At 64.3% G+C, this 12,088-nt stretch carries 12 protein-coding genes; 6 read left to right on the forward strand and 6 right to left on the reverse strand.

The window, feature by feature from the left end; translation table 11 throughout:
* The 6 genes from metC to AB688_RS16885 all read right to left on the reverse strand — a co-directional run bounded on the left by metC (position 1) and on the right by AB688_RS16885 (position 6,515).
* On the reverse strand, positions 1 to 2,700 hold the full coding sequence (gene metC / locus AB688_RS16860; protein ID WP_063545216.1) for a cystathionine beta-lyase: 2,700 nt from the start codon (positions 2,698 to 2,700) through the stop codon (positions 1 to 3).
* Positions 2,701 to 2,843: 143 nt separating this feature from the next.
* Positions 2,844 to 3,434, reverse strand: a complete 591-nt coding sequence (locus AB688_RS16865) for a cysteine dioxygenase family protein (RefSeq protein ID WP_063545217.1) — start codon at positions 3,432 to 3,434, stop codon at positions 2,844 to 2,846.
* A 29-nt stretch (positions 3,435 to 3,463) separates the two neighbouring features.
* On the reverse strand, positions 3,464 to 4,282 hold the full coding sequence (locus AB688_RS16870) for an amino acid ABC transporter ATP-binding protein (RefSeq protein WP_063545218.1): 819 nt from the start codon (positions 4,280 to 4,282) through the stop codon (positions 3,464 to 3,466).
* Positions 4,272 to 4,952: an amino acid ABC transporter permease gene (locus AB688_RS16875; RefSeq protein ID WP_063545219.1), complete on the reverse strand. Its 681-nt coding sequence runs from the start codon at positions 4,950 to 4,952 to the stop codon at positions 4,272 to 4,274. Before AB688_RS16875 ends, AB688_RS16870 begins: the two co-directional genes overlap by 11 nt.
* Positions 4,942 to 5,676 carry an amino acid ABC transporter permease gene (locus AB688_RS16880; protein WP_063545220.1) on the reverse strand — a complete coding sequence of 245 codons (735 nt, stop codon included), beginning with the start codon at positions 5,674 to 5,676 and terminating at the stop codon, positions 4,942 to 4,944. Before AB688_RS16880 ends, AB688_RS16875 begins: the two co-directional genes overlap by 11 nt.
* Complete coding sequence (locus AB688_RS16885; RefSeq protein ID WP_063545221.1) at positions 5,673 to 6,515, reverse strand: transporter substrate-binding domain-containing protein; 843 nt, start codon at positions 6,513 to 6,515, stop codon at positions 5,673 to 5,675. The genes AB688_RS16880 and AB688_RS16885 overlap by 4 nt, the downstream gene beginning before the upstream one ends.
* A gap of 277 nt (positions 6,516 to 6,792) precedes the next feature.
* Here AB688_RS16885 and AB688_RS16890 point away from each other — a divergent pair, with 277 nt between their 5' ends.
* The 6 genes from AB688_RS16890 (at position 6,793) to AB688_RS16910 (ending at position 12,049) form a co-directional block, all read left to right on the forward strand.
* Complete coding sequence (locus AB688_RS16890; RefSeq protein ID WP_063545222.1) at positions 6,793 to 7,650, forward strand: LysR substrate-binding domain-containing protein; 858 nt, start codon at positions 6,793 to 6,795, stop codon at positions 7,648 to 7,650.
* A gap of 65 nt (positions 7,651 to 7,715) precedes the next feature.
* The gene (locus tag AB688_RS16895; RefSeq protein WP_063545223.1) at positions 7,716 to 8,084 is read left to right on the forward strand and encodes a glyoxalase superfamily protein; all 369 of its coding nucleotides are present in this window, start codon (positions 7,716 to 7,718) and stop codon (positions 8,082 to 8,084) included.
* A gap of 195 nt (positions 8,085 to 8,279) precedes the next feature.
* Positions 8,280 to 8,537 (forward strand): hypothetical protein, encoded by a 258-nt coding sequence (locus AB688_RS26835; protein WP_155738211.1) that lies wholly within the window; start codon positions 8,280 to 8,282, stop codon positions 8,535 to 8,537.
* 223 nt (positions 8,538 to 8,760) lie between these two features.
* The gene (locus AB688_RS16900) at positions 8,761 to 9,777 is read left to right on the forward strand and encodes a branched-chain amino acid aminotransferase (RefSeq protein WP_063545224.1); all 1,017 of its coding nucleotides are present in this window, start codon (positions 8,761 to 8,763) and stop codon (positions 9,775 to 9,777) included.
* Positions 9,778 to 10,011: 234 nt separating this feature from the next.
* A complete protein-coding gene (locus tag AB688_RS16905; RefSeq protein ID WP_054891589.1) occupies positions 10,012 to 10,692 on the forward strand; it encodes a response regulator transcription factor in 681 nt (226 codons plus the stop codon).
* Positions 10,670 to 12,049, forward strand: coding sequence for a sensor histidine kinase (locus tag AB688_RS16910; protein WP_054891516.1), 1,380 nt, complete (start codon positions 10,670 to 10,672; stop codon positions 12,047 to 12,049). Before AB688_RS16905 ends, AB688_RS16910 begins: the two co-directional genes overlap by 23 nt.
* Positions 12,050 to 12,088 lie beyond the last annotated feature (39 nt).

Below are 12,088 nucleotides of genomic sequence, written 5' to 3' on the forward strand. Positions count from 1 at the left end.
TCAATACGCCTGGCGCAGGGCCTGGTCCAGATCGCGTTGCAACGAACGCACGTCCTCCAGCCCCACGTGCAGGCGCACCAGGGGCCCGCCCAGGGTCGGCGCAAACTGGCGCTCGCGTGTGCCGGCCAAGGTCACCAGGCTTTCGTAGCCGCCCCAGGATGCACCGATCCCGAACAGGCGCAGGCCATTGACAAAGGACTCGGCGCTCGCCAGCGATGGGTTCGCCAGGGTAAAACTGAGCAAGCCATTGCTACCGCTGAAATCGCGCTGCCACAAGGCATGCCCAGGGTGCTCCGGCAAGGCTGGATGGAACACCTGCGCCACGTCCTCGCGCTGTTGCAACCAGCGCGCGATGTCCAACCCCTGACGCTCGTGCACGGCCATGCGGCTGGCCAGGCTGCGCGCACCACGCAACACCAGCCAGGCATCGTCAGGGCTTACGGTGCAGCCGCAGTTGTCGCTCATGCGCGAGAGCGCGGCAAAGGCTTCGCGGGTGGTGCAGACGCTGCCCATCATCACGTCGCTGTGTCCGCCCAGGTACTTGGTCAAGGCCATGACCGAAATGTCGGCGCCCAAGGTCAGCGGCCGGTGCAGGTAGCCCGAGCCCCAGGTGTTGTCGACGGACAGCAGCACGCCGCGGGCCTTGCACAGGGCAGCCATGGCCGGCAGGTCGTTGAGCTCGTAGAGCAACGAGCTGGGGCTTTCGCTGTAGACCATGCGTGTTTCGGCGCGCAGCGCCTGCTCCAGGTCACGACCGTCTGCGGCGAAGTACTGCACCTGCACGCCGAAGGGTTCGAGCAGCTCACGCGCCAGGCGTCGCACCGGATCGTAGACACCATCGCTGATCAGCAGATGATCTCCCGGACGCAAGTAGGCCAGGAACGTCTGCGCGATTGCCTGCAGGCCGGTGGCAAACAGCCGGGTGCGATACCCCCCTTCCAGCTCGCTGACCAGGTCTTCCAGGGCAAAGGCCGTGGGGTTGCCACGGGCACCATAGCTGAGTACACGTTCCTGGTCGCGACGGCTGCGGGCCTGGCGCATGTCGGCGACGCTGTCGAACAGCACCGTGCTCAGGCGACTGACCGGCGGATTGACGCCATGCGCCCCTGCGCCCGGCTCGCCTCGCCCGCCGTGCACCAGGCGCGTGGCCACCGGGTCGACAGCGGTCAATGGGCTGAAGGTGCGGGTTTCGGCCTCGTTCATCTGGGCAATCAGGCCGGTTTCCCAGGCCAGGTACTGGCGCGCCGCGTCCTTGTTGCCGCTGTGCCGGTCATGGACGAAGAACAGGAAATCGATACAGGCCGCATCCGGCAACGACAGGTCGTTCTCCACCTGCGGCCAGTCCTCCAGCGATGCCCGGGGAAACAGCCGCGCGGCCTGTTGCTGGGCAGGTGTCAGCTCGGCGAGCGCCAACTGTGCCACGCGCGGATCATCGGCGATGAACACCAGGCGCTGCCCTGCCCCGCCCACCTGCTGCGCCAACTGCGGACGGATCGACCACCGGGCGCCTTGCAGGTGGCGCTTGCGGTAGGCGGTGCTGGAGCGCAGGTCGATCAGCAACGCCTCTGCAAGCTCATCGGCGCGGGCTTCGGCGAGGGTCACCGGTAATGGCGCAGCGACGTCCAGAGCCAGGCCGCTGTCCAGGCCGCCTTCGAGCACATGGGCCTCGTGGCCCATCTGGCGCAGCCAACTGGCGACCACCGGCGCACGCACGCCATCGGCGTCGAACAGCACCACGCGGGCCTTGCGCACACCGATATACAGGTCGGTGCCCTGGATCAGCTGGCCGCCTGGGCAATGCTGTGCGCCCGGCAGGCTGCCGGCGGCGAATTCTTCAGGGGTGCGCACGTCGCAGAGAAACAGGCTGCGCCCGGCGTCGGCGGCCCACTGCCGGACCTGTTGTGCGTCCACCCAGGCGACCCCCGCCTGCTGGGCCAGCTGCCGCGCTCGCGCACGCTGTCTGGCCAGTGCGGCGCCGCTGTGTTCGGGATACGCGCGCTGGCTGCCGTGATCCAGCGGCAGGTCCACCAGGTACCAGCCTTGGGTGCCGTTCTCCAAGGCATAGACCGGGTTGTCTATGCCCAGGTTGATCAGCGTCTGCGCACCGATGATGCTGCGGGTGCGGCCGGCGCAATTGATCACCACGGGGGTGTGCGGGTCGCTCACCAGGTCTTCCAGGCGATAGCCCAGCTCGCCATTCGGACAGCAGGTGGCGCCGGGGATGCTCATCTTGGCGAACTCCTCCAGCGGGCGACCATCGAGCAGCACCAACGGCTTGCCTTGGCGCTGCCACTCAGCCAGCTCCTGGGCACTGATGCGCGGGGTGTGGCAGGCATGCTCGACCAGCTCGCCGAAAGCCTTCGAGGGCAAGTGCACACCGGCGAACAGCTCGAAACCGGCGCGCTGCCAGCGCAGGCTGCCGCCCTCCAGGCACTGCACGCAGGTGTAGCCCAACGCTAGCAGACGCTGGGCCCCGCGTTGGGCCAACGCACCGCCGTCCTCGTCGTAGACCACCACGCGTACCGCGGGATTGGGCGCCAGGCGCCGCGCTTCGAGCTCAAGGCGGCTGTAGGGCAGATTGACGGCGTAGAACAGGTGGGCCTCGCCGTATTGACCGTGCTCGCGCAGGTCGAACAGGGCGATTTCCTGGCCGTCGAACAGCCAGGTGTGCAAGAGCTCGGGGGTGATGCTGGGGATCATGGGACGCAGTCCGTGGTCGTTGGTGGGGTGCAGGGCTGGCAGATCGTGTCGCGCTTTTCGCGGGCAAGCCCGCTCCTACAGGTGCCTTACTGGGCATTCAGGATGTAACAGCCGGCTTGCCCGCGAAAAGCGCGACACCGATCTCAAAGCCCGTAAGCCTCGATCGAAGGCGCCATCTGTGATTTGTTGTAGTTCACCACGCTGCCGTCATCCTTGACGCCGTAGCGGTGCTCCAGAGACTCCAGCGGGCGGCCATAGAGGTGGAAGTGCAGCGTCGGGCTGTCGCCCTCGACGCGGATGCCATGCAGGTCCTCGCCCAGGAAGGCCACCGAGGTTCCCGGCTGCACCACGATCTCGCGCTCCAGCGCCAGGGTGGCACGGGCCGGATCGCTGCCGTCGTCTTCGCGGCGGTACACGCGGTTGAGCTCCTGGCCCTCGACGGCGACGATGATCGCCCAGGTCTCGTGGTTGTGCGGCAGGGTCGCCTTGCCCGGCAACAGCGAATTGACGTACAGGGTCGGCGACTCGCCGTCGTCGTTCAGGCGATAGCGAAACTGGGTTTCGCCGGTCGCGGCATCCGGGGCCGGAAAACGCTCGAAGTTGAACAATTCGCGGCGCTCGGCCAGGCCCTCGAGCAGCTTGACGATCTGCTGCAGGGCTGCACGGTCGACGCCGCGCGCATGGATGGCGCGCACTTGCGCAAGGAACGGCTGGATCACGGAATCACGGGACATGGTCGGTCTCTCTTGGCTGGAGGCTGAAATCACACGCTGAGGCTGTAGCGCCCCAGGTTGGTCAATACATCGGGCGCCGGGCGGCTCGGGCGCTGGCCGCCCTCGCCCAGCGCGTGCTGGAGGAAGGCCTGGGTGCGCGCATGGGTCGGGGCACGGAACACCTGCTCGGCGCTGCCGTGCTCGACGATGCGGCCATGCTCGGTGAAGTACACCTGGTCGCTGATCTCTTCGGCAAAGCGCATCTCGTGGGTGACCAGCACGCAGGTCATGCCCTCCTCGGTCAACTCGCGGATAACCGCCAGCACCTCGCCGACCATCTCAGGGTCGAGCGCCGAGGTCACCTCATCGAACAGGATCAGCTTGGGCCGCATGGCCAGGGCACGGGCAATCGCCACGCGCTGCTGCTGGCCGCCGGAGAGCTCACCGGGAAATGCCGTGGCCTTGTGTCCCAGACGGACTTTGTCGAGCAGTGCCAGGGCCTCGTCACGGACCTCCTGACGCGGGCGACCGAGCACCTTGGTCGGGGCGATCAGCAGGTTGTCGAGCACACTCAGGTGGGGAAACAGGTTGTACTGCTGGAAGACGAAACCGACCTGCTTGCGCAGGGCGATCAGCCCGGCTTCGCCCTGCAGTTGCTCCACCGCGGTATCACCTATGCGGATACTGCCGCGCTGCGGGCGCAACAGCCCGGTCATGCAACGCAGGATGGTCGATTTGCCTGAGCCGGACGGGCCGATGATCGACACCGCCTGCCCGGCCTGCACGTCCAGGTCGATACCGCGCAGCACCGGATTGTCGCCAAAGGCCAGGTGCACATCGCGAAGCTGGATCAAAGGTTCAGAAGGCATAGCGACGCTCCAGGCGTTGGGTCAGGCGGGCAATCGGGTAGCAGTAGACGAAGAACAACGCCAGCACACTGAAATACACCAGCACCGTGAAACCGCTGCGGTTGACGGTGTTGGCAGCGATCTGCGCGCTGTCGATCAGGTCGTGCACGCCCACCAGCGAAGCCAGTGCGGTGCCCATGGTCACCACCGCGTACAGGTTCATCCACGGCGGCAACATGCGCCGCAGGCACTGCGGCAGAATGATCGAGGAGAAAATCTGACCACGGCTGAAGGCCAGCGAACGCGCGGCCTCCCACTGAGTGGCCGGAATCGAAGCGACCGCGCCGCGGAAGATCTCGGCAACGTTGGCGCTGGCTGGCAGTGCAAGGCCCACAGTGACCTTGAGCCAGTCGGGAAAGGCCACCCAGGTACCGGCAATCTGCACATCGAACGGGAATACATAGGAGGTAAAGTAGATCAGCACCAACCAGGGCGCATTGCGAAACACCTGCACCCACAACCGCGCCACCCCGCGCAAGGGGCGCAGCGGCGACAGCAGCAGCATCCCCACCAACAGGCCCAGCAGCGTACCCAGGGCGATGGCTCCGACGCTGATCTGGATGTTCTGCAACAGGCCCGCTCCCAGGGTGGGCGACCACTGCCAGAGCGTGGCGAAATGCTCAATGGCCATAACCGGGCATCCTCAGGCGCGCTTCCAGGGCGCGGCCGATACAGTTGACTGCAAAGCTGAGCAGTCCGAAAAAGGCCAGGATCAGCAGCATCAATTCGATGACGTTGTCGCCCTGGGTCCAGATCATGATCGACGCATAGGTGATGTCGTTGACGGCGATGGCCGAGGCTACGGCGGTCATCTTCACCAGGTCGATCAGATTGTTGACCAGCGCCGGCAAGGCGAAGCGCACGGCCAGTGGCAACTGCACCTGCAGCAGTTGCTGGCGACGGCTGAAGGCCAGCGAGCTGGCCGCTTCGAGGGTCACTGCCGGCACCGCCTCGATCCCTGCGCGCAGGGCTTCGGCATGAAAGGCGCCCTTGTGCAGGGAGATCACCAGCACCACCCAGGCGAAGGGGGTCATGGGGTTGGCACTGCCCAGGCTCTGGTTGATCAGCATGTTCAACACCAGGAAGGCGCAGTACAGCTGCACCAGGGTCGGCGTGTTACGCGTCACCTCGATGAAGGCCCGCGCCGGCCAGGCCAGCCAGCGCTGCCCGGACGTGACCGCAGCAGCCAGCAGCACACCCACCAACAAGCTGCCGAGGATGCTGAACAGGCACAGACCGAGCGTGGTCAGCGCACCGTCGAGCAGCTTGCCGCTGGCGTAGGCGTCGAGCAGGAACGCATAGTTCAGGCCGAGATGGGCAAGCTGCCCCACCAGCCAGTGCAGGCTGTCACTCATCTGGCGCCTTCGCCCTGCAGCTTGGCACGCAACTCCACCAGCGCCGGCGAGGCCGGGGTGATGTGGTTGGCCTGCTCACGTTCGATCAGCCAGCCACTGCGGTGCCATTGCTTGACGAAGGGGTCCAGGCGCTGCTGGGTGTCGGTTTCGCCCAGCCGGGTCCAGATCACCGAGGGCGCCGGGTTCAGCTCCGGGGTCAGGGCACGATAGCCGCTCCACTCTCCCCCCTTGGCCAACAGCGGATTGATCAGCGTGGCGTCATGCACGGCGGCCACGCAGTTGTTACCGCGCAGGGCCAGCAGGGATTCGGCGGAGGTCTTGAAGGCCTTGAGGTCGGCGCCCAGGTCGATCAGTGCCTGGGTGTAGCTGCTGCCCTGGGAGGTGCACACCGGCTGGCCCTTGAGCTCGGCCCAGGTCTTGACCGGGCTGTCCTTGGCCAGCGCGGCGGTGCCGCCAACCCGGTAGAACGGCGTGGGCACATGGCCCAGCAGCTTGTCGCGCTCAGGTGTCCATTCCATGTTGGCAATCAGCAGATCGACCTTGCCTTGCTGCAAAAACTGCACGCGGTTGGCCGGCTGTACCGCGACCAGGTCGACCTCGACACCCAACTGGCGCGCCAGGTCGCGGGCCAGATCGACGCTGAAACCGATCGGCTCGCGGGTGTTCGGGTCGATGGCACCGAAGGGACCGCCGGAAAGCACCACCCCCACCGCCAGCTTGTGGCGCTGCTGGATCTTGTCCAGCGTGGCATCGGCCTGGGCAAGGCCGCTGGCGGCAAGGCCGGTGGTGGCGAGCAACGCGGCAAACAGGCCGCGACGGGCAACGGTGGACAGCGACATGGTGGGGCTCCTCATCCCGGCAGCCGGAACACCCGGCCAATGAGGGCGCATCCTAGAAACTTGGTGGGATCAGGGGAAATGCAAATATTGACTATCGTTATAACTTGGATCGAATGAGTAGGAGCTTGATTTGGTATAAGCAGCGAAAACAAAGAGCATTGCATCCATGCATTGCAAATTCAGGCCAACAAAACATAATGTTTCTTTATCATTTATTGACTGACAGTAATGTAAAAGCGGGCGTTCCGCCTCCCCCACTCCAACCGCAGGCCCGCCCATGACCACACCCGCCCTGGACCTCGATCTGCTACGCACCTTCGTCGCCATCGTCGATCACACAAGCTTCGCCGAAGCCGGTCGCCACCTGGCCCGCACCCAGGCTTCGGTCACCCAGCACATGCAACGGCTGGAACAGCAGGTGGGCGTGGCGCTGCTGCGCAAGCAGGGCCGACACAAAGCACTCACCGATGCCGGCCGCCAGTTGTTGCGCCATGCCCGGCAGATGCTCGCGCTCAACGACGAAGCCCTCGCCGGCCTGCGTCAGGACGGCCTGAGCGGCGTGCTGCGGATCGGTTCGCCGCATGACATCGCCGACACCATCCTGCCACCTCTGCTCGGCCATATCGCCCGTTCGGCGCCGAACCTGCGCCTGGAGATAAACGTCGGCCGCAGCCCGTTCCTGATGGACGACCTGCAGCGTGGCAAGGTCGACATGGTCATTTCCACCGTCACCGCCCCCGGCGTGGAGGGTTTCGCCTTGCGCACCTCGCCGGTGTGGTGGATCTGTGCAGCGCAGTACCAGCACATCCCCGGCGAACCGCTACCGTTGGTGCTGGTGGACGAACCCAGCCTGTACCGCCGACTAGCCCTGGACGCCCTGGAACAGGCCGGCATCCCGTGGCGCCAGGCCTACCTGGCGTCCAACCTGATCGGCATCAAGGCTGCAGTCCGCGCAGGATTGGGCATCACCGCGCGCAGCCAGGAGATGGTCGGCCCGGACATGCGCGTGCTCGGCCAGAGCGACGGCCTGCCGCCACTGCCGGACGTCACCTACCACCTGTGGGTGCGGGCCAATACGGTCAACCCGCTGGTGCGCCAGGCCTATGCCATGGTGCGCGCCAGCGTGGGGCTGTGAGCCAATCGCCATGGCCCACCGCGATGCGCTAGAGTGGCGACCTCTCACCCGGTAAGGATGCCTCCATGCAATTCGCCCCCGCCATTCCCGTGCTGCGCATCTTCTCGGTCGACAAGGCCAAGGAGTTCTACCTCGACTTCCTGGGCTTCAGCCTCGACTGGGAACACCGCTTCGCCCCGGACCTGCCGCTGTATGCGCAGATTCATCGCGACGGACTGATCCTGCACCTGTCCGAGCACTATGGCGACGCCACGCCAGGCTCTACCGTGTTTGCCCGGGTCGAAGATCTGAAGGCGCTCGAAAGCGAACTGCAGGCCAAAAAGTACGGCTATTCACGCCCCGAAGCCGAGCAGGTGGACTGGGGTCTGCAAATGCAGATCCGTGATCCGTTCGGCAATTTGCTGCGGTTTTGTCAGCAGATAGGGGATGCATAGCGTTACTGAAATCTCCTACGCACTACTTAGAAGCAAGTGAGTAGGCTCAGCAGCGAAAGCTCTGCATTGTGCGCGAACCTGAAATAGATTCGACATCAATAAGGAGCTTCGCTTGCAGGTTACAAGTAGATATCGAGTCGTCAGTCATCACGAGCGCACCATCAAGAGTCTAATCATCAACAGCCGAGCAGCGTGATGAACGACCTGACCAGCATCGCCTGCTTGTCCCTGACAGCGCTCCTCACAGACCAAATCCTACGTCGTCCAAACCGGCGCAAGTGGACGGGCATCGTTCTGATGTCATGTGCCATCGCAAGCTTCTTTCTCGAACATGGAACATTGCTGGGCATCCCAGGATTTCTATGGCCGATATTTCTGGCCGCCACAGGAATCCACTTGCTTACCCATCAGACGAAACATTGTTCAGATGCCGATCAGAGAGAAGGCTCGTAGCACAACGGTACAGAGCGAGCACTGCGGATAGGCCACACGGCTACGCAAAATACCTCACGCCCGACCAGAGCCCCCACCAGCACTGCACTGCAGATCATCCGACAGCCAGCCAACCAATTCATGACTGGCCGTTCCCCATCCTCTGCGGATGTATTATCGTGGCGAGGTGCGCATTTAAAAGCAGCCCGAGCGATCGGGCCTCTGCAAGACAATAGAGGGTGTCATGAGCAACGAGATCAACTGGGACAAGCTGGGCTTCGACTACATCAAGACCGACAAGCGCTACCTGTCCGTGTGGCGCAACGGCGAGTGGGACAAAGGCACCCTGACCGACGACAACGTGCTGCACATCAGCGAAGGCTCGACTGCCCTGCACTACGGCCAGCAATGCTTCGAGGGCCTGAAGGCCTACCGCTGCAAGGACGGCTCGATCAACCTGTTCCGCCCGGACCAGAACGCCGCACGCATGCAGCGCAGCTGCGCCCGCCTGCTGATGCCGCACGTGCCGACCGATGTGTTCATCGAGGCCTGCAAGCAGGTGGTCAAGGCCAACGAGAAGTTCGTCCCGCCGCATGGCAAGGGTGCCCTGTACCTGCGTCCGTTCGTGATCGGCACCGGTGACAACATCGGCGTGCGCACCGCGCCGGAGTTCATCTTCTCGGTGTTCGCCATCCCGGTTGGCTCGTACTTCAAGGGCGGCATGAAGCCGCACAACTTCCAGATCTCCAGCTTCGACCGCGCCGCCCCGCAGGGCACCGGTGCAGCCAAGGTCGGGGGCAACTATGCCGCCAGCCTGCAACCGGGTTCCGAAGCGAAGAAAGCCAACTTCGCCGACGCCATCTACCTGGATCCGCTGACCCACACCAAGATCGAGGAAGTCGGGTCGGCCAACTTCTTCGGCATTACCGCCAACAACGAGTTCGTCACGCCAAAATCGGCCTCGGTCCTGCCCGGTATCACTCGCCTGTCGCTGATGGAACTGGCGCAATCGCGCCTGGGCCTGACCGTGATCGAAGGCGACGTCGAAATCAACAAGCTTGACCGCTTCATCGAAGCGGGCGCTTGCGGTACCGCCGCAGTGATCACTCCGATCGGCGGCATCGAGTACAACGGCAAACTGCACGTGTTCCACGACCTGGAAAAGGTCGGCCCGGTCACCCAGAAGCTCTACAACGAGCTGACCGGCATCCAGAGCGGTGACGTCGAAGCACCGGCGGGCTGGATCATCAAGGTCGCCTGAGGCATCGCCTTGCAATGAAAACGGGGCGTGCCAGCAATGGCACGCCCCGTTTTCATTGCTGTCAGGGCCGGTTTCTTCGCAGGCGAGCCTGCTCCCCAACGGAGTCGCGCTGAACGCCAGGCGCGTGAAAACACCGATACTGGCACCCTGCCTCTGATAGATGAATTTTTCTTAAATCGCCGCTTGTCTATTCTTTGGCACAATCAGCCATCCAATCGCCGCCCAGGTATTAGCATGCCCCGCGTACTGACTATCGAAGACGACGCCGTCACCGCCCAGGAAATCGTCGCCGAACTTTCCAGCCACGGGCTGGAGGTCGACTGGGCAGACAATGGCCGCGAAGGCCTGGCCAAGGCCATTGCCGGCGGCTACGACCTGATCACCGTGGACCGGATGCTCCCGGAAGTCGACGGCCTGACCATCGTCACCACCCTGCGCAGCCTGAAGATCGCCACGCCCATCCTGATGATCAGCGCCCTGTCGGATGTCGACGAGCGCGTGCGCGGCCTGCGCGCAGGCGGCGACGACTACCTGACCAAGCCCTTCGCCTCCGACGAGATGGCGGCCCGCGTCGAGGTGCTGCTGCGGCGCAACAGCGTGCCCATGACCCAGACCCGCCTCCAGGTCGCCGACCTGGAGCTGGACTTGATCAGCCATGAGGCCCGACGCGGCGAGAGCAGCCTGAACCTGCTGCCAACCGAATACAAACTGCTCGAATACCTGATGCGTCACTCCGGGCAGGTCATCACTCGCATGATGATCTTCGAGGAAGTGTGGGGTTATCACTTCGATCCCGGCACCAACCTGATCGACGTCCACATCGGTCGTCTGCGCAAGAAGATCGACCCACCCGGCCAGACACCGCTGATCCGAACCGTACGGGGCTCCGGTTATGCCATTGCTGAACCCATCTAAGGGCTGGAGCTCCTCGACCAGCCGCCTGCTGGCGCTGTACAGCTTCCTGTTCGTGGCCTGGAGCAGCATCCTCATGGGGGTGCTGTACTTCGAGGTCACCAGCTACCTCAACAAGCTGACCCGCCACTCCATGCTGCAACGTCAGCACCTCTTCGCGCACATGACCGGCAAGCAGCTGGACGATGCGTTGATCGCCAGCCAGGCCTTCGAGGAACGCAGCTTCGACGCGTACGGCCTGTTCGACCCGCAGCTCAACCCCATCGGCGGTCGTATCCGCTCGATTCCGTCGGAGTTGGGCCTGGACGGCAAGGTTCACGAACTCAAGCGTTGCCTGGATGCCGACGATCCGCACCTGCCGCGCGACAGCTGCGATGCCGTGGCGATCCGCATCCCCGATGGCCGCTGGCTGGTGCTGGTGCGCGACAACGGCTCGCTGTTCGTGGTGACCCGGATCATTCTGCACGCGCTGCTCTGGGGCATTTCGCTGACGCTGATTCCCGGTTTCGCGGGCTGGTATCTGCTACGCAGGCGCCCGCTCAAGCGTATCCGCGCCGTACAGGCGAGCGCCGAGCTGATCGTGGCCGGCGATCTCACCCACCGCTTGCCGCTGTCGGCACGACGAGACGAGCTGGACATGCTGGCCGCGATCGTCAACGCCATGCTCGACCGCATCGAACGGCTGATGCACGAGGTCAAGGGTGTCTGCGACAACATTGCCCACGACCTGCGTACACCGCTGACCCGCCTGCGCGCCCAGCTCTACCGCATTCGCCAGCAGAGCGGAGCGAACTCGCCGGAAGCCGAAGCACTGGATCAAGCCATTAGCGAGACCGACACCCTGATGGCACGTTTCCGCGGCCTGCTGCGCATCAGCGAGCTGGAAGACCGCCAACGCCGCGCAGGGTTCGTCGAGCTTGATCCGCACAATTTGCTGGTGGAGTTGCACGACTTCTACCTGCCGCTCGCAGAGGATGGCAGCATTCGCCTGCAACTGGAGCAGCCTGCGCAGCTGCCCGCGCTGCACGGCGACCGCGAACTGCTGTTCGAGGCTTTGGCCAACCTGGTCGGCAACGGCATCAAGTTCACCCCGGAGGGTGGGCAGGTACGGATCCAGGCACTGCACGACGACGATGGCGTGCATATCGCCATCGAGGACAGCGGACCGGGGATTCCGGAACAGGAGCGTGCTGCGGTGCTCAAGCGCTTCTATCGCAGCGAGGAAGGACATCGTCACCCAGGGTTCGGGCTAGGCTTGTCGATCGTCGCAGCGATCGTCGACCTGCATGGGTTCAGACTGGAAGTGGGCAGTAGCGAGCTGGGTGGAGCGAAGCTGGTGCTGCACTGCTCGACGGCCTGAAAAACGTCACGGGACAAGTCGGGGCGGCGGTTCGGCGCC

It is taken from the genome of Pseudomonas putida (genome assembly GCF_001636055.1).
In the GTDB taxonomy this organism is placed as follows: domain Bacteria; phylum Pseudomonadota; class Gammaproteobacteria; order Pseudomonadales; family Pseudomonadaceae; genus Aquipseudomonas; species Aquipseudomonas machongensis.